Here is a 17,420-nt window from a genome sequence, read left to right on the forward strand (position 1 = left end):
TCGTGCCTGGCGTCAGGGTAGCCCGTTCCTGCCGTGGCGCAGATAGGCCGGCCGCTGCGACAGCCTGTCGAAGTAAGCGGCGACCGCCGGCAGCGCCGGCTTGTCGAAGCCCTGGACCGCAAACCAGCGATTGACCACAAGGCCGAGCGGGATGTCGGCCAGCGTGAAGGTGTCGCCGCAGGCAAGGGCGCGGCCATCGGCCAGCTCCCCCTCTGCCAGCCGCATGCAATGCGTGAAGTCCTGTCGCCCCTGGGCGACGAACCAGGGGTTGTTCCACGGTGCCTCCTGCAGTTGCCCGCCGAGGAAGGCGCCGCGCATGGCGTGGGTGAGGTCGTAGGCGATCCAGTCCATCCACCGCTCCACCTGCACGCGCTGGGACGGCGGGGCCGGGTACAGCGCCTCGGCACCGTGCTTCAGGCAGAGGTAGCGCAGGATCGCGTGGGACTCGCGCAACACCAGGTCGCCATCCAGCACTACCGGGACCTGCGCCACAGGGTTGAGGCGCAGGAAATCGGGTGTCGTCGTCGGCCGGAAGCCGCGTCCCCAATCCTCTCGCGTGAAGGGGATGCCGAGCTCGTCGCAGAGCCAGAGCACCTTGCGGACATTGAAGGAATTGGCGCGGCCCAGGATGCGCAGCGGCTCATCGGCCATGGCAGGTCACCTCCCATTCTTATGTTCGTCGCGCACACCATAGGCGCGCGACGATCCCGGCCGAAGCCGGCGCTTCGCGCGGCCAAGGATCAGGCGCGCTCGACGACATGCATCAGCACGCCGCCCATCGCGTCGGGATGGCAGAAGCCGATCTTCGCGCGGCGGGAGCCGGGCCGGCCCTTGCGATCGATCAGCGGCAGCCCCGCTTCGTGCAGATGCGCGAGCGTGCGGTCGATGTCGGGTGACCTGAAGGCGATGTGGTGCAGCCCGGCGCCGCGGGCGGCGATGAAGCGCGTGATGGCGCCCTGGTCCTGCCGCGTGTTCCCGGAAACGCCCTGGGTCACCTGGCCCGACTGGCCCGGATCGAAATTCTGCAGGAACTCCAGCTCGCAGTCGCCGGCGGTGACGAAGGCGACGCGCAGTCCGCCGATCGGCACCGGCGGACGGGTATGGTAGACGACGCCGTAGCGATCAGAGGTGAAGCTCTCCACCGCAATCTGCACCTCCATGTCCGTCTGCTGGCTTTCCAGGAGACAGCCGAAGCGCTGGCAGAAGGTGGCGATGGCGGCCTGGTTGTCGGCGCTGGCGATGCCGACATGGTCGATCCGTTCCGCCCGCTCCGAGGTGCCCGGGCCAAGGCCGAGTGGCGGGGCGAGCCGGATGCGCACGCCGGAGGTCTCCGCGGGATCGAGGGCCACGGCATCGCCCGGCGCCGGGGCGGTGCGGAAGCCCTGATCGGCCAGCGTGGCGCCGGCGCGCGCGGGGTCGGCGGCCGCGAAGGCGATGTGGTGGACGCCGGGCCGCACCCCGTCCCCCAGGAAAGGATCGTCCGGTGCGAAGAGGACGAGTGCCGACCCACCCAGTGCGAAGGTCGGCGCGGGCCGCCCGCCGAAGGACGCATCCTGGCGCGGCAGGCCGAGCAGGTCGCCCAGCACGCGCGCCGCGCCCGAGACGTCCCGCGTGGCGAGGGCGACATAGGCGAGATCGAAGCCGGTCATGCAGGTTTCCTTCCCTTGATTGTCCCGGCTGTCGCTGCCGGCCTCGCCATGGTGGACGGCGCCATGGGGCTGTCGAGAGATGCGGCCCCTGTGGCCCCGGATTCCCACTTGCCCGTCTGTCCCCACAAATGTATTCACTTCTGAGGACAGGGAAGCCCGTGACATCAGCCGCCGCCCCGCTGCCCGCCGGCATGCGCTCTACCGACCGGCTCTATGAGCAGGTCAAGGCGATGGTCACCGCCTATCGGCTGCGGCCCGGCGAGCGGATCAACGAAGTGGAGCTGGCCCGCCAGTTCGGCGTCAGCCGCACCCCGCTGCGCGAGGCGCTGAACCGGCTCGCCTCGGAAGGCTTTCTCTCGGCGACCGCCAATCGTGGCTACCACATCCGGCCGCTCGACCCCCAACGCGTGCTGACGCTCTACGAGTACCGCGCGGTGGTGGAGGTCGGCGCCCTGCGGCTCGCCGCGGAGCGCGCCTCTACGGCGGCGCTGGACGAGCTCGCGGGCTTCGCGGCGCGCAGCCGGGATGAGCCGGATGACGACGTGCAGGCGGTCCGGCTGCTGGCGCTCGATGAAGAGTTCCATGAGCGGCTCGCGGCGCTCTCGGGCAATGACGAGTTCCTGCGCTCCATCCGTTCCCTGAACGACCGCATCCGGTTCGTGCGCTGGGTCGACATGCAGAACCGCCGCTCCGGCACCCAGGGCGAGCACATGGAGATCGTGCGCCACCTCCAGGCGCGCGATACCGATGCCGCGGCGGCGCTGCTGCGCCGGCACATCACGCGGCGGCTCGATCAGATCGTCGAGGTGATCAAGGCCGGCTACGCCGAGATCTACACCGACAACGCGCTGGCGGCGCATGTCGTGGGCCAAGCCCCGGCGCCCATCCCATGACGTCAGCAGAAGGACAGCCCCGCATGCGTGCCGTCTTCGTGGATGCCAGCCCGGGCCTCGCCGCCATCGCCGAACGGCTGCACCGCCCCGACGAGGGGGAGCTGGTGGTGAACCGGGACCCGGACATCACTCCGGAGCAGCTTCCGGCCCTGCTCGGCGACGCCGCGGTCGCAATCATCGACCATACCACCTTGCCGACCGCCATCGCCCGGCAATGCCGCGAGCTGAAGCACGTCGTCTTCCTCGGCACCGGCGCCCGGTCCTACATGAACCCGGAAGAGCTCGCCGAGGCGGGCATCCAGGTGCACATCATCAAGGGCTATGGCGACACCGCGGTGGCGGAATGCGCCTTCGCGCTGATGTGGGCGGCCGCCAAGGGTTTCGCGGAGATGGATCGCGGGATGCGTGCCGGCAATTGGCTGCGCACGGAAACCATGCAGCTCACCGGCAAGACGCTCGGCCTGGTCGGCTTCGGCGGCATCGCGGCGGAGATGGCGCGGCTCGCCCGCGGCGCCGGCATGCGTGTGCTGGCCTGGAACCGCACCCCGAAGGCGCATCCCGGTGTCGATTTCGTCGCTCTCGAGACGCTGCTGGCGGAAAGTCAGGTCGTGTCGCTGCACCTGCTGCTGACGGACGAGACGCGTGGCTTCCTCTCTCGCGCGCGCATCCAGGCGATGCGCGACGGCGCCATCCTGATCAACACCGCCCGCGGCGCGATCGTGGACGAGGCGGCGATGCTGGATGCGCTCGCCTCCGGCAAGCTCGCCCATGCGGGGCTCGACGTGTTCGAGATCGAGCCGCTGCCGGCCGATCATCCGCTGACGCAGGTGCCGAACGTCACGCTGTCAGCGCATTCCGCCTTCCGCACGCCGGAGGCGAGCGACAACCTCATCCAGGCGGCGCTGGACCATTGCCGCCGCATCGCCGCCGACATCGGCTGACAGGGATCGCCATGACCGACATCACCCGCCTCGACCAGAACGCCCGCCGCAGCCGCGCCGTGATCCACGGCGACACGGTCTACCTCGCGGGACAGACGGCCGATGACCGCAGCGCCGACATCGCCGGGCAGACGCGCCAGGTGCTGGCCAAGATCGACGAGATGCTGGCGGCGGCCGGCTCCGACAAGTCGCGCCTGCTCAACGTCACGATCTGGCTGAAGTCGATGACGGATTTCAACGCCATGAACGCGGTCTATGACGCCTGGGTGGTGCCTGGTGAGACGCCTGCGCGCTGCTGCGGCCAGGTCGAGCTCGCGGTGCCCGACATCCGGGTCGAGATCATGGCGATCGCGGCGCGCTGAACACCGGGCCCTGCGCCCGCGACCGGGGCAGGGCCTGTCTTCCTTTCCAAGACCGGTAGCAACGCCATGGACATGACCGATACCCACGACGAAACCTTCCGCCCCGCACGGCGCATCGCCGCGATCGGGGTCTCGGAGATCCTGCGCATCGGCGCCACCGCCGCCCGGCTGAAGCGGGAAGGGCGGCCGGTGATCGTCCTCGGCGCCGGTGAGCCTGATTTCGACACGCCGGAGAATGTCAAGGAAGCCGCCTGGCGCGCCATCCGCGCGGGCGCGACCAAATACACGGCGCTCGACGGCACAGCCGATCTCAAGGCGGCCATCGCGGAGAAATTCCGCCGCGACAACGCGCTCGATTTCGCGCCGGAGGAGATCACGGTCGGCGCCGGCGCCAAGCAGGTCATCCATAACGCGCTGATGGCAACGCTGGACGAGGGCGACGAGGTGATCCTCGCCGCGCCCTACTGGACCTCCTATGCCGACATGGTCGCGATCGCTGGCGGCGTGCCGGTGCCCATCGCCTGCCGGGAGGAGAATGGCTTCCGCCTGGATGCCGCGGACCTCGAGCGCGCCATCACCCCGCGCACCCGCTGGCTGATGCTGAACTCGCCCTCCAATCCGACCGGCAGTGCCTATGGCGAGGCGGAGCTACGGCCGATCCTGGAGGTGCTGAAGCGCCACAAGCAGGTCTGGCTGATGTCGGACGAGATCTATGAGCATCTCTGCTACGGCAACTTCGTCTTCCGCAGTGCGGTCAGCCTGGCGCCGGAACTGCGCGCGCGCACGCTGACCATCAATGGCGTCTCCAAATCCTACGCGATGACCGGCTGGCGCATCGGCTATGGCGCCGGCCCGCGCGAGCTGATCGCGGCCATGGCTGTGGTGCAGAGCCAGAGCACCTCCAACCCCTGCTCGGTCTCGCAGGCCGCGGCGGTCGAGGCGCTAACCGGACCGCAGCAGGTGGTGGAGGAGCGGCGCCTCTCCTTCCAGCGTCGGCGCGACCTGGTGGTGGATGGGCTGAACGCCATCCCCGGCATCACCTGCCGCCGGCCGGAAGGCGCCTTCTACACCTATTCGAGCTGCGCCGGCCTGATCGGCCGCAAGACCCCATCGGGGCAGGTGATCGACAGCGACACCGCCTTCTGCCGTTATCTGTTGGAGGAGCACGACGTGGCTGTGGTTCCCGGATCCGTCTTCGGTCTCGCCCCTTTCTTCCGCATCTCCTACGCCGCGGCGGAGAGCGAGCTGCGCAATGCCATAGACCGCATCGCCCGCGCGGCGGCGGTGCTCCAGTGAGCGGCGCGGCGATGACGCCCCGCAACGGCGGCCGCATCCTCGTCGACCAGCTCCGCGCCCAGGGCGTGGAACGCGTCACCTGCGTCCCCGGCGAGAGCTACCTGGCGGTACTCGATGCCCTCTATGATTCCGGCATCGACGTGCTGACCTGCCGCGCCGAGGGCGGGGCGGCGATGATGGCCGAAGCCTATGGCAAGCTCACGGGACGGCCGGGCATCTGCTTCGTCACCCGCGGCCCCGGGGCGACCAACGCCAGCCATGGCGTGCATATCGCCATGCAGGATTCGACGCCGATGATCCTCTTCGTCGGCCAGATCGAATGCGGCATGCGCGAGCGCGAAGCCTTCCAGGAACTCGACTACCGCGCGGTCTTCGGCTCCATGGCGAAGTGGGTGACGGAGATCGACACCCCCGACCGCATCCCGGAGCTGGTGGCCCGGGCCTTCCGCGTGGCGATGCAAGGTCGGCCGGGCCCGGTCGTGATCGCCCTGCCGGAGGAGATGCTGGTGGCGATGGCTGATGTGCCGGACGTGCCCCGTGTGGAGCCGGCTGCGCCGGCGCCGGCGCCCGCCGATATCGAACGCCTTGGTGCCATGCTCGCTTCAGCGCGGCAGCCGATCGCAATCCTCGGCGGTTCCGGCTGGACCCAGGACGCGGTCGATCAATTCGCTGGCTTCGCCGAACGCTGGGCGCTGCCCGTCTGCACCTCCTTCCGCCGCGCCGACCGCTTCCGCTGGGATCATCCCTGCTATGCCGGTGATCTCGGCATCGGGCCGGCGCCGGCGCTCGCCGCGCGGGTGAAGGATGCGGACCTGCTGCTGCTCATCGGCGGCCGCATGTCGGAAATGCCTTCCGGCTCCTACAGCCTGCTCGACATCCCCGTGCCGAGGCAGACGCTGGTGCATGTGCATCCGGGGGCGGAGGAGCTCGGCCGCGTCTATGCGCCGACGCTCGCGATCCAGGCGAGCCCGCGGAGTTTCGCCGCCGCGCTGGCGCCGCTCAAGCCCGCGAGTGCGCCCGGCTGGGGCAATGGCACGCCGCAGGCGCATGCCGACTACCTCGCCTGGTCCGGCACCGCGCGCAAGCTGCCCGGCGGCTTCCAGTATGGCGAGATCGTGCGCTGGCTGGATGAGCGTCTGCCGCCGGAGGCGATCCTCTGCAACGGCGCCGGCAATTTCGCCGGCTGGCTGCATCGGCACCATCGCTTCTCCCGCCTCGGCACCCAGCTCGCGCCGACCTCGGGCTCCATGGGCTATGGCGTGCCGGCCGCGGTCATGGCGAAGCGGCAATGCCCGGAGAGCCCGGTGCTGGTGGTCGCGGGCGACGGCGACTTCCTGATGAACGGCCAGGAATTCGCGACCGCCGTGCAGCACGACATCCCGGTGCTGGTCGTCGTGATCGACAACGGCATGTACGGCACCATCCGCATGCACCAGGAACGCGACTATCCCGGCCGCGTCTCCGCGACGCGACTGAAGAATCCCGACTTCGCCGCCTATGCCCGCGCTTTCGGCGGCCATGGCGAGACGATCAGGGCGACCGAGGACTTCGCACCCGCCTTCGAACGTGCGATCGCCTCCGGCAAGCCGGCGATCCTGCATTGCTTCCTGGATCCGCGCGCCCTCTCGGTCGGCCGCGACATGCCGGCAGGGGCCACGGCGTGACCCGCCATGTGGCCGTGATCGGCGCCGGCATCACCGGCGCCGCCACGGCTCTGGAGCTGCTGCGCGACGGCCATCGGGTCACCATCCTGGAGCCGGCGCCGCCCGGCGGCGAGCAGGCGGCGAGCTACGGCAATGCCGGCTGGTTCTCCTCCATGTCAGTGATACCGCCGAGCGGGCCTGGCCTTTGGCGCAAGGTCCCGGGCTTCGTGATGGATCCGCTGGGGCCGCTCGCCATCCGCTGGCGCTATCTGCCGAAGGTGCTGCCCTGGCTGCTGCGCTACCTGGCGGCAGGCTGGACCGAGGAACGGGTGTTGCGCGTCGCTCAGGCGCTGCGGCCGCTGCTGCAGGACAGCCCGGTGCTGCATGCGGCGCTGGCCGCCGAGGCCGGTGTGCCGGAGCTCGTCGAGCATCGCGGACTGATCAACGCCTATACCTCGCGCACGGCTTTCGAGGGCGAGGCGATGGGCTGGCGCATTCGCCGCCAGGTCGGCATCACCTGGACCGAGCTGGAAGGCGCGGCGCTGCGCAAGGCCGAGCCCGACCTCGATCCTGCCTATACCTTCGCGGTGCTGATCGGGGAGGCGGGGCGCTGCCTCGATCCCGGCCGTTACGTCGCGGCCCTCGTCGCGCTCGCGCAGCAGCGGGGGGCCGCGCTGCGGCAGGCCTCGGCCACGGGGCTCAGCATCGAAGGCGGGCGGCTCCGCGCCGTCACGCTGGCGGATGGATCGGCGCTCGCCTGTGACGCGGCGGTGATCTGCGCCGGTGCACGGTCCAAGGCGCTCGCCGCCATCGCGGGGGACCCTGTCCCGCTCGAGACCGAGCGCGGCTACCACGTGATGTTGCGCGGTGTGACCCAGGGGCCGCGGCATTCGATGAGCCTCTCGGCCGCCAAGATGGTCGTCAACCCGATGCGGGACGGGCTGCGCGCCGCTGGCCAGGTGGAGATCGCGGGGCTCGACGCGGCGCCCAACTGGAAACGCGCCGAGATCCTGCGCGACCACCTGCTGAAGAGCTTCCCCGGCCTGCCGCGCGATCTGCCGGCGGATCGTGTGGCGTTCTGGATGGGCCATCGCCCCTCCATGCCGGATGGGCTGCCCTGCCTCGGCCCGTCGCGCGCGACGCCCGATGTGATCCACGCCTTCGGCCATGGCCATGTCGGCCTGGTCGCGGGGCCGCGCACCGGGCGCCTCGTCGCCCAGCTATTGGCCGGGCGGGAGCCGGAGATTCCGATCGCCGCCTTCAGCCCCGCACGCTTCCGTTGAGATCGACACCCGCTCCGTTTCTGACACTGTCACCGTGAGGGCATCATGAGACATCTATCCCGGCTGAGGTGCATCGCACTCGCGGCCATGCTCGCGATCGGCGTGGCGCTGCCCGCCGCTCGCGCCCAGGCGCCGGCCGCCAGCGGCTCGCCCACGATCGATGCGATCCGTGCCCGCGGCCAGCTCGTCTGCGGCACCGTCCTCGACCTGCCGGGCTTCGCGATGGTGAACGCGCGCAGCGAATACACCGGCATGTATGTCGATTTCTGCCGTGCCGTCGCGGCTGCCGTGCTGGGCGATGCGACCAAGGTCCGCTTCGTCCCCTCGACCTATGCCAACCGGCTCACCATGCTGCAGTCCGGCGAGATCGATCTGCTGTCGTCCAACACCACCTGGACGCTGCCGCGCGAGGCTGCGCTGGGGCTGCTGTTCTCCGGCGTCATGTTTTATGACGGGCAGGGCTTCCTGGTGTCGCGGCAGCTCAACGTGAGTGCCGCGCGGCAGCTCGACGGCGCCAGCGTCTGCGTGCAGCCCGGCACGACGACGGAGCTGAACCTCGCCGACTATTTCCGCAGCAACAACATGCGGCTGCAGCCGGTCGTGATCGACAGCATCGAGCAGATCCGTGAAGCGCTGCTGGCCGGTCGCTGCGACGCCTTCACCGTCGGCACCGCGGCACTTTCGGCCTTCCGCGCCGGGCTTGGCGCTCGCGGCCAGGACTTCGTGGTGCTGCCGGATCTCATCAGCAAGGAACCGCTCGGCCCCGTGGTCCGCAAGGGCGACGACCGCTTCTTCGACGTCGTGCGCTGGACGCTCTTCGCGATGATGACGGCGGAGGAGCTCGGCGTCACCTCCGCCAATCTCGAGCAGCGCCTGACTGATGCCAATCCGGACGTGCAGCGCCTGCTCGGCCGTACCGGCGAATTCGGCCGGATGCTCGGCGTCGGCAATGACTGGGCGGTGCGCATTATCCGCCAGGTCGGCAGCTATGCCGATCTGTGGGAGCGCAATGTGGCGCCGCTCGGCCTGCCGCGCGGCTACAATCGGCTCTACACCCAGGGCGGCCTGCACTACCCGCCGCCGATGCGCTGAGCCTGCCGGCGCGGCGCCGGTCCGCGGCGCCGTGCCCTCCCCTTCCACCGATGGTGACACCGCCATGCTGAATCCCCCGACCGCCACGCACCCCACCCGCGGCATCGCCCGCGGCGGCAAGGCGCTCTACGGCGCGCCGCTCGGCATCCTCATGCTCGAGGCGCGCTTTCCCCGCATCCCCGGCGACATGGGCAATGCCGGCACCTGGCCCTTCCCGGTGCTCTATCGCGTCATCCCCGGTGCCAGTCCGGAGAAGGTGGTGCTGAACGGCGCACGCGGCCTGCTGCCCGACTTTGTCGAAGGGGCGAAGGATCTGGTGCGCCAGGGGGCCGAGGCGATCACCACCAATTGCGGCTTCCTGTCACTGTTCCAGCGCGAGATCGCCGAACAGGTGGGCGTGCCGGTCGCAACCAGCTCCCTGCTGCAGGTGCCCTGGGTGCAGGCGACCTTGCCGCCCGGCAAGCGCGTCGGGCTGATCACCGTCAGCGGCTCGACCCTGACATCAGCGCATCTGGAGGCGGCCGGCGTGCCGCTCGATGTGCCCATGGTCGGGACCGAGAATGGGCGGGAGTTCTTCCGCGTGCTGATCAAGGCGGAGAAGGACGACATGGATGTCGACCTGGCCGAGCAGGACATCCTCGATGCCGGCCGCGCCCTGGTCAGCCAGCATCCGGAGGTCGGCGCGATCGTGCTGGAATGCACCAACATGCCGCCCTATGCCGCTGCCCTGCAGCGCGAATTCGGGCTGCCGGTCTACGATATCTACTCGATGATCACCTATTTCCACGCTGGGCTGCGGCCGCGTTCCTTCGGCTGAAGGGTGTCTGAGGCGGCGCGTCTCAACGCGCCGCCGTCAGCGATGCACCCGTTGCCGGATCGAAGAGGTGGATCTGCGCCGGGTCGGGACGGAAGGCGATGGCGTCGTCGATCGCCGCGCGCTGCCTGGCGCGCACCTCCGCGGTCAGGCGCAGCTTTGGCGCCACCTCCATCTCGATCAGGCGCTCGCTGCCGATCAGCTCCACCATCCAGACCTTACCCGGGATGGTGCCGGCATCGCCCGGCCTCGCCACACCGAGGTCCTGCGGCCGGATGCCGAGGATGAGTTCGGCGGGCGCACCGGGCGGCACCGCGACCGGCAGCTTCGCGCCGGCGACGCTGAGCACGCCGCCCTCATGCCGTGCCGGCACCAGGTTCATCGGCGGCGTGCCGATGAAGCCCGCGACGAAGAGGTTTGCAGGCCGTGCATAGACCTCCTCCGGCGTGCCGATCTGCTGCACCACGCCTTCGTTCATCACCACGACCAGGTCGGACATGGTCATCGCCTCGAGCTGGTCGTGGGTGACGTAGATCGTGGTGGTGCCGAGGTCGAGGTGGAAGCGCCGCAGCTCGCCCCGCATCGCCGCCCGCAGCTTGGCGTCGAGGTTCGACAGCGGCTCGTCCATCAGGAAGATGTCGGGCTTGCGCACCATGGCGCGGCCGAGGGCCACGCGCTGCCGCTGGCCGCCGGACAGCGCCTTGGGCTTCCGTGCCAGCAAATGCAGGATCTCCAGCACCTTGGCGACCGCGCCGATGCGTGCCGTGCGCTCGGGCTTGCCGATGCGCCGCACCTCCAGCCCATAGCCGATGTTCCGCGCGACGCTCATCGTCGGATAGAGCGCGTAGGACTGGAAAACCATGGCGATGTTGCGATCACCCGGGGCCAGCGTGTCGACGCGCTTCTCCCCGAAGCGGATCTCGCCCTGGCTGGATTTCTCCAGGCCGGCGATCAGCCGCAGCAGCGTCGTCTTGCCGCAGCCGGACGGGCCGAGCAGGGTCACGAATTGCCGCGACGGCACCCTGAGATCCAACGACTGCAGCACGCGGTTGCTGCCAAAGGATTTCGACAGCCCGCTGATCACGACATCGGTCATCCCTTCACCGCCCCCGCCCCGAAGCCCGCCACCAGATGGCGCTGCATGAACCCGAACAGGATGGCCATTGGCACCGTCATCAGCACGCTGCTGGCCATCATCAACCCCCAATCCACATGGGTGCCGTCGAAGAAGTGCATCACGCCGACCGTCAGCGGCAGCAGCTCCATGCTGTTCATGAAGACGCGGCCGAAGAGGTAGTCGTTCCAGGACACGATGAAGGCGAAGATCGACGCGGCGATGATGCCCGGCAGCGCGACCGGCAGCACGATCTGGCGGAACACCTGCAGGCGCGACGCGCCATCGACCAGCGCCGCCTCCTCGATCTCCAGCGGCACGCCGCGGAAGAAGGCCCACATCAGCCACAGGCAGAAGGGCAGCGTGATGCAGACATAGCCGAGCGTGAGGCCGAGCAGCGTGTCGGTGAGATCGAGCTCGACCAAGGTCAGGAACATCGGGAAGACGAAGATCACCGACGGGATCATGTAGCCCATGATCGCGACATAGGGGACGGCGCGCTGACCGAAGAAGCGGAAGCGGGTCAGCGAATAGGCCGCGAGCGTCGCGACGGTGATCGAGATCACCGTCGATCCGACCGAGACGATGATCGAATTCGCGAACCAGTGCAGGAAGAAATCCGATGGTGGCGTACCGGCACCGGGTGCCGAGGCGGCGCTGCCACCGAACAGCAGCTCCCGGTAGCTCTCGAAGGTGAAGCGCTCCGGCAGCAGGGTCGGCGGCCAGCGGAAGATCTCTTCCTTCGGCTTCAGGCTGGTCGAGATCGCCCAGAGCAGCGGGAAGCACACCACGAAGGTGACGGCGCAAAGCAGGGCGTAGAGGAGGGCAGCCAGCCAGCGGTTCATGCTGCGCGATCCTCCCGCCCGAAGCCGGTCAATCGGATGTAGAGGAAGGACGCGACCAGCAGCACCAGCAGCATCAGCACGCCCGCGGCCGCGCCGACGCCCATGCGGAGATTGGCGATCGACTGGTCATAGGCATAGAGCGCGAGGTTGTAGGTGGAGGTTCCGGGCCCGCCGCGGGTCAGCAGGAAGATCTCCTCGAACTTGTTGAAGGTCCAGATGGTGCGGAACACCACGACCACCGCCAGCACCTCCGCAAGCTGCGGCAGGGTGATGTCGCGGAAGCGGCGCAGCGCACCGGCGCCGTCGACCTTGGCGGCGTCGTAGAGCTCAGTCGGGATGGTCTGCAGCCGTGCCAGCACCACGATCACGACGAAGGGCGTGTATTTCCAGACATTCAGCAGGATGGCGCTCGCCATCGCCATGTCGGGCGTGGACAGCCAGGCGACCGGCTCCGCGATGATGCCGGCCTGCAGCAGCAGATGGTTGACGATGCCGATCTCGGAATTGAACAGCCAGCGCCAGTTCAGCGCGATGACGACGGTCGGCACGATGTAGGGGAACAGCAGCAGTCCGCGGAAGGCATTGATGCCGCGCAGCGGCTGGTGCAGCAGCAGTGCCAGGCCGACGCCGATCACCGCCTGGAAGAAGGTGGACCAGCCGGTCCAGATCAATGCTTGGTGGAAGCTCTCCCAGAACAGTGGGTCCTCGAGGACGAAGCGGTAATTGTCGAGGCCGACGAAGGGCTGCACCTCCGGCCGCAGCGGGTTGTAGCGCACGAAGGACAGACGCACCGCCTCCGCGATCGGCCATACGAGGAACAGCAGCAGGGCGACCAGGAAGGGGAGCATGAACAGCACCCCGACCTGGCGGTCGGTCAGGCGCAGCCGCATGCGACCAGCCCTATTCGATTAGCCTGCGGTTCTCGCGTCGGATATCCTCGAACTGACGGTGGCCCCATTCGACGGCGGCACGCGGCGCTTCGTTGTTCACGAGGATGCGTTGCGCCACCTGGCTCCAGACATTGCGGCCATGCCCGATGCCGCCGAGCGGGTTGATGCCGCGCTTCAGCTCGTGCCCGCTGTTGCAGGCCTTGGGCACGTAGCCGCTGAAGATCAGCTCGACGCTGCGCCGCTTCGCCTCATACATCGGATGCCGCTGCACGGCCGCGTCGCTCGCGGTGTCCTTGAAGACCGGGCCGACATTAGGGAAGAGAGAATTGGTGTAGCGCGCCATCCACTCCGGACTGTTCATCACATGCGCGATCGCTTCCTTGCTCTCGCGGATGAAGGCGTTGTTCCGGCGCGGCATGATCCAGCCGTTGATGTCGGTCCAGGACCAGCTCTGGCCGGTGCCGGGGTGCCTCGGGTTCAGGTAGTACTCCATGTTGCGGAAGATCGGCTGCGCCTCGTCCGCGGCGCGGCCCATGGTGCGCCCCCAATAGGCGGACATGCCGGTGCGGCCAGCGACATGCTGGTCGACCACCTGCAGGAAGGAGAACTCGACCGCCGACCGCGGCATGGTGGCATAGAGTTCCTTGATGAACTCATAGGCCTCGATCGTCGCGGGGCTGTTGAACACCGTCTCGAAATTGCGGGCGGGATCCCAGGTGAGGCCGCCGGCGGCCCAGATGAATTGCTGCACGTGGTAGTCGCCGCAGAGGTTGCGGCCGAGTGCCATGGTGTAGCCAGCGGTGCCTGGGCGCTTCTGCTGGATGGCGCGGGCGCCGTTCAGCAGGTCCTGCCAGGTCCAGGTCGCGGGGTCGGAAAGGCCGGCCTCCTGCACCGCATCCGACTGCACGACCAGCAGGCAGCCCTGGTGGTGCAGCGGCACCGCGTATTGGGTGCCCTTCCAGGTGCCGAAGTCATCGACCGTGAAGCCGGCGACCAGGCGCTCGGCGGCGCGGATGTTGCGGTTCACCTCGTCCATCGGCTCGAGCAGGCCCTCGGCCGCGAGCTGATAGGCGATCGGGCTTTCGACGCTGATGAGCGCGGGCGGGCGCCGCGCCGCGAGGTCGGTCGCGAGCTTGGTGTAGACCTGATCCCAGGGGATCTGCTCCGCCTCGAAGCGCAGGCCAGGCGCGTTGCGCTGCGCCCATTCGTTTAGCCCATTGGTGAAGACGCCGACATAGGGGCCGGGCTCGCCCCAGACCCGGGCGACGCGGTCCCGCGTCTGCGCGATGGATGGCGCCGACAAGGCTGTCACGGCAAGCGTCGAGCCAAGGGCTGTCCGGCGCGAGATGAGCGTCGCCATCGTCCTGGTATCCTCCCGAAACTGCGGATTGGTCCGCTTGTGGAGCAAGGTTAGAGGAAGCGGCCGGACTCGGCGATAGGCTTGCTGCATCGGGCGCCCGGGCAGCCGGCCTCCGAAGGGGCGGGCCTTGCGCCACTTCGGAAAATCCCGGACGCTTCGCGCCGTGCAGATCTCGGGACCGGACCAAAGATGACAGAGACGATGCGCGCGCTGGTGCTACGCGAACATGGCGACCTCGACAAGCTGCAGGTGGTCGCGGACCACCCGAAGCCCCGGGCCACGGCTGATCATGTGGTGATCCGCGTGGGCGCCTCCTCCTTCAACTACCACGACGTCTTCACCGTGAAGGGCATGCCGGGCATCAAGGTGCCGATGCCGGTGGTCATCGGGCTCGACATGGCCGGCACCGTCACGGAGCTCGGCGAAGGTGTCACGGGCTGGGCGGTGGGGGACCGGGTGCTGGTCAATCCGCTCAACAAGGCCAAGGGGCTGATGGGTGAGATGCTGGATGGCGGCATGGCGGAATTCTGCCGCGTCAGCGCCGACCAGCTCATCCGCATGCCGGATGGCGTCAGCTTCGAACAGGCTGCGGCACTGCCGGTCGCCTATGGCACTGCGCACCGCATGCTGGTCACCCACAATACCATCAAGCCCGGCGACAAGGTGCTGATCCTCGGCGCCTCGGGTGGCGTCGGCACCGGCTGCGTGATCCTCGCCAAGCAGCTCGGCGCGCATGTGATCGCCTGCGCCGGCAGTGCCGCGAAATGCGACGCGCTGCTGGCGATGGGCGCCGATGAGGCGATCGACTACACCAAGGTCGATTTCTCGAAATGGGCGGTCGAGAAATACGGCAAGCCGCAGCGGCGCAGCTACGAAGGCGGTGTCGACGTCGTCATCAACTTCACCGGCGGCGACACCTGGGGCAAGACGCTCCGCTGCGTGAAGCGCGGCGGCAAGATCCTGGTCTGCGGCGCGACCGCCGGCCACGATCCGGTGGAGGACCTGCGCTATGTCTGGTCCTTCGAACTGCAGATCATCGGCTCCAATTCCTTCTATGACGACAACCTCGCTGCCCTCATGGCGATGATCCAGGACGGGCGCATCAAGCCGGTGCTCGACAAGGTGCTGCCGCTCGAGCAGGCGGCGGAAGGCCTGCGCCTGATCCGCGACCGCGAGGTGCTGGGCAAGGTGGTGATCACGCCATGAGCGAAGCGCAGAAGGAAGCGAAGCCACTGCCGACGCCCGAGCAAGTGGAGGCGATGCTGTTGCGCGGGCCCTTCCACCAGTGGCTCGGCATCAAGGTGCTGGCGGTGGGCGAAGGCACGGTGGAGCTGCGCGCGACCTGGCGGGAAGAATGGGTGGTGAACCCGGACCGCCGCTACACCCATGGCGGCATCCTGGCGGCGCTGGTCGACCTGACCGCCGACTGGGCGCTGGTCTCCTCGACCGGGCGTGGCGTGCCGACCGTCGACATGCGGGTCGACTACCACCGCGCGGCGATGCCGGGGGATCTGATCGCCAAGGGCCGCGTGGTGCGCTTCGGCGGGCAGTTCTCGGTCGCCGAGGCCAGCATCTTCGATCTCGACGGCAAGCTCTGCGCCTCGGGCCGCGGCGTCTATCTTACCGCGCCACCGGCGGCACCGAAGGGCTGATGGGCTTCACGGCGGGTAACCTCGGGGCGCTCGTCCCGTCCGGGGTTGCGCGCGACAAGCCGGCGCTGATCGAGCGCGCTGAGGGCGTACGGCAGGTCGTCACCTTTGCGGCGCTCGACGCCTTGGCGGACGCCGCGGCGCGGGGCCTGTTGCGGCGTGGCCTGGTGCGCGGCGACCGCATCGGGCTGCTGGCGGCGAATTCGGCGCACTACCTGGCCCTGATCTATGGCGCGCAGCGTGCCGGGCTGGTGCCGGTGCCGGTGAACTGGCGCTTCCCGGCCGCGACCATCGCCTATGTGCTGGAGAATGCCGGCGTTAGATTCGTGGCCCATGACGCGGCGCGGGCAGCGGCAGTGCCGGGCGGGCTGCCGCGCCTGGCACTCGACGGCCCGGACTGGGACGCGCTGCTCGATCCCGGACCCTTCACTGTGGTGGACCCGATGCCGGGCGAGCCGGCGCTCTTCCTCTACACCTCCGGCAGCACCGGCCGCCCCAAGGGGGTCGTGCTCTCGCACCAGGCGCATCTCTGGATCGTTGGGCAGCGCCTGGCCGGTGCGGCGTTGAACGAGGAGCGCTTCCTGATCGCGGCGCCGCTCTACCACATGAACGGGCTGGCGCTGGCGCAACTCGCCTGCGCCGCCGGCGCCACCACCGTGCTGCTGCCGCAGTTCCGGGAGCGGGACTATATCGCCGCGATCGGCGAGGAGCGCTGCACCTGGGTCACCGGCGTGCCGCCAATGTTCGCCATGCTGCTGCGCGAACAGGCATTGCTGGCGGCGACGGATACCAGCAGCGTCCGCTCGATCCGCCTCGGCTCGGCGCCGGTCAGTGAAGCGCTGGCTGCCGCGATCCGCGCGGCCTTCCCCAATGCGCGCCTGATCAACGCCTATGGCACCACGGAAGCGGGGCCGGTGGTGTTCGGCCCGCACCCCGGCGGCAAGCCGACGCCAGGCCTCTCGGTCGGCTACCCGCATCCAGCGGTCGCACTCCGGCTTCGCGCCGCGGACGGCACGCTTGGGGACGAGGGCGTGCTGGAGCAGAAAACGCCCGGATTGATGGACGGCTACCACGCGCGACCCGACATCGCGCCGCCGATCACCGATGATGGCTACTACGTCACTGGCGACGTGATGCGCCGCGACGCAGATGGCTTCCATTACGTGATCGGCCGCACCGACGATATGTTCATCTCGGGTGGCGAGAACATCTTCCCGGGCGAGGTGGAGGCGGTGCTGGAACGCCATCCCGGCGTCGAGCAGGCGGCGGTCGTGGCGGTGCCCGACGACATCAAGGGCATGAAGCCGGTGGCCTTCGTGGTGCCGCGTGCCGGCGCCGCGGTGGATGAAGCGGTTCTCAAGGCCTTCAGCCTGGAACATGCGCCGGCCTTCATGCATCCGCGCCGCGTCTGGCTGTTGCCGGCGCTGCCGCTGGCCGGGACCAACAAGGTGGACAAGGTCGCGCTGACCGCGATGGCACGCGCGTTGCTGGAACAGGGGCACGCAGACAGGCGGGATTGACTTCGGTCGATTCACGCCCGATCTACGGACGTGAGAGATATTCACTGTAATTTACGGTGATATCCCATC

Annotated in this window: 17 protein-coding genes; 11 read left to right on the forward strand and 6 right to left on the reverse strand. The window is 68.9% G+C overall.

Annotated features, from left to right (window positions below; genetic code table 11):
• Positions 1 to 12 precede the first annotated feature (12 nt).
• Both GXW71_RS12525 and GXW71_RS12530 read right to left on the reverse strand, forming a co-directional pair.
• Positions 13 to 651, reverse strand: a complete 639-nt coding sequence (locus GXW71_RS12525; protein ID WP_211852853.1) for a glutathione S-transferase family protein — start codon at positions 649 to 651, stop codon at positions 13 to 15.
• Between the two features lie 89 nt (positions 652 to 740).
• Complete coding sequence (locus GXW71_RS12530; RefSeq protein WP_211852854.1) at positions 741 to 1,649, reverse strand: VOC family protein; 909 nt, start codon at positions 1,647 to 1,649, stop codon at positions 741 to 743.
• A gap of 158 nt (positions 1,650 to 1,807) precedes the next feature.
• On the opposite strand from GXW71_RS12530, the gene GXW71_RS12535 reads away from it, so the two are divergent.
• The 8 genes from GXW71_RS12535 to GXW71_RS12570 all read left to right on the forward strand — a co-directional run bounded on the left by GXW71_RS12535 (position 1,808) and on the right by GXW71_RS12570 (position 9,976).
• Positions 1,808 to 2,542, forward strand: coding sequence for a GntR family transcriptional regulator (locus GXW71_RS12535; protein ID WP_367617294.1), 735 nt, complete (start codon positions 1,808 to 1,810; stop codon positions 2,540 to 2,542).
• A gap of 23 nt (positions 2,543 to 2,565) precedes the next feature.
• Positions 2,566 to 3,483, forward strand: a complete 918-nt coding sequence (locus GXW71_RS12540) for an NAD(P)-dependent oxidoreductase (RefSeq protein WP_211852855.1) — start codon at positions 2,566 to 2,568, stop codon at positions 3,481 to 3,483.
• Positions 3,484 to 3,494: 11 nt separating this feature from the next.
• On the forward strand, positions 3,495 to 3,845 hold the full coding sequence (locus GXW71_RS12545) for a RidA family protein (protein WP_211852856.1): 351 nt from the start codon (positions 3,495 to 3,497) through the stop codon (positions 3,843 to 3,845).
• Positions 3,846 to 3,917: 72 nt separating this feature from the next.
• The gene (locus GXW71_RS12550; RefSeq protein WP_211852857.1) at positions 3,918 to 5,141 is read left to right on the forward strand and encodes a pyridoxal phosphate-dependent aminotransferase; all 1,224 of its coding nucleotides are present in this window, start codon (positions 3,918 to 3,920) and stop codon (positions 5,139 to 5,141) included.
• Between the two features lie 11 nt (positions 5,142 to 5,152).
• The gene (locus GXW71_RS12555) at positions 5,153 to 6,805 is read left to right on the forward strand and encodes a thiamine pyrophosphate-binding protein (RefSeq protein WP_211852858.1); all 1,653 of its coding nucleotides are present in this window, start codon (positions 5,153 to 5,155) and stop codon (positions 6,803 to 6,805) included.
• Positions 6,802 to 8,067, forward strand: a complete 1,266-nt coding sequence (locus GXW71_RS12560) for an NAD(P)/FAD-dependent oxidoreductase (protein WP_211852859.1) — start codon at positions 6,802 to 6,804, stop codon at positions 8,065 to 8,067. The genes GXW71_RS12555 and GXW71_RS12560 overlap by 4 nt, the downstream gene beginning before the upstream one ends.
• 45 nt (positions 8,068 to 8,112) lie before the next feature.
• On the forward strand, positions 8,113 to 9,159 hold the full coding sequence (locus tag GXW71_RS12565) for an amino acid ABC transporter substrate-binding protein (protein WP_211852860.1): 1,047 nt from the start codon (positions 8,113 to 8,115) through the stop codon (positions 9,157 to 9,159).
• A gap of 64 nt (positions 9,160 to 9,223) precedes the next feature.
• Positions 9,224 to 9,976: an aspartate/glutamate racemase family protein gene (locus GXW71_RS12570; protein ID WP_211852861.1), complete on the forward strand. Its 753-nt coding sequence runs from the start codon at positions 9,224 to 9,226 to the stop codon at positions 9,974 to 9,976.
• A 22-nt stretch (positions 9,977 to 9,998) separates the two neighbouring features.
• Here the strand turns inward: GXW71_RS12570 and GXW71_RS12575 are convergent, their stop codons facing one another.
• From GXW71_RS12575 to GXW71_RS12590, 4 genes are read right to left on the reverse strand one after another with little or no spacing between them, the layout of a single operon-like run.
• Positions 9,999 to 11,069, reverse strand: coding sequence for an ABC transporter ATP-binding protein (locus GXW71_RS12575; RefSeq protein WP_211852862.1), 1,071 nt, complete (start codon positions 11,067 to 11,069; stop codon positions 9,999 to 10,001).
• Positions 11,066 to 11,932, reverse strand: coding sequence for a carbohydrate ABC transporter permease (locus tag GXW71_RS12580; RefSeq protein WP_211852863.1), 867 nt, complete (start codon positions 11,930 to 11,932; stop codon positions 11,066 to 11,068). Before GXW71_RS12580 ends, GXW71_RS12575 begins: the two co-directional genes overlap by 4 nt.
• Positions 11,929 to 12,822 carry a carbohydrate ABC transporter permease gene (locus GXW71_RS12585; RefSeq protein ID WP_211852864.1) on the reverse strand — a complete coding sequence of 298 codons (894 nt, stop codon included), beginning with the start codon at positions 12,820 to 12,822 and terminating at the stop codon, positions 11,929 to 11,931. The genes GXW71_RS12580 and GXW71_RS12585 overlap by 4 nt, the downstream gene beginning before the upstream one ends.
• Positions 12,823 to 12,832: 10 nt before the next feature.
• Complete coding sequence (locus tag GXW71_RS12590; protein ID WP_211852865.1) at positions 12,833 to 14,182, reverse strand: ABC transporter substrate-binding protein; 1,350 nt, start codon at positions 14,180 to 14,182, stop codon at positions 12,833 to 12,835.
• A 189-nt stretch (positions 14,183 to 14,371) separates the two neighbouring features.
• Between GXW71_RS12590 and GXW71_RS12595 the strand changes: the two genes are divergently transcribed.
• Genes GXW71_RS12595 through GXW71_RS12605 form a run of 3 tightly spaced genes read left to right on the forward strand, consistent with a single transcriptional unit; the run spans position 14,372 to position 17,351 of the window.
• The gene (locus GXW71_RS12595; protein WP_211852866.1) at positions 14,372 to 15,388 is read left to right on the forward strand and encodes a quinone oxidoreductase family protein; all 1,017 of its coding nucleotides are present in this window, start codon (positions 14,372 to 14,374) and stop codon (positions 15,386 to 15,388) included.
• On the forward strand, positions 15,385 to 15,834 hold the full coding sequence (locus GXW71_RS12600) for a PaaI family thioesterase (RefSeq protein WP_211852867.1): 450 nt from the start codon (positions 15,385 to 15,387) through the stop codon (positions 15,832 to 15,834). The genes GXW71_RS12595 and GXW71_RS12600 overlap by 4 nt, the downstream gene beginning before the upstream one ends.
• Positions 15,834 to 17,351 (forward strand): class I adenylate-forming enzyme family protein, encoded by a 1,518-nt coding sequence (locus GXW71_RS12605; protein WP_211852868.1) that lies wholly within the window; start codon positions 15,834 to 15,836, stop codon positions 17,349 to 17,351. The genes GXW71_RS12600 and GXW71_RS12605 overlap by 1 nt, the downstream gene beginning before the upstream one ends.
• Positions 17,352 to 17,420 lie beyond the last annotated feature (69 nt).

It is taken from the genome of Plastoroseomonas hellenica (assembly GCF_018129085.1).
Taxonomy (GTDB): domain Bacteria; phylum Pseudomonadota; class Alphaproteobacteria; order Acetobacterales; family Acetobacteraceae; genus Plastoroseomonas; species Plastoroseomonas hellenica.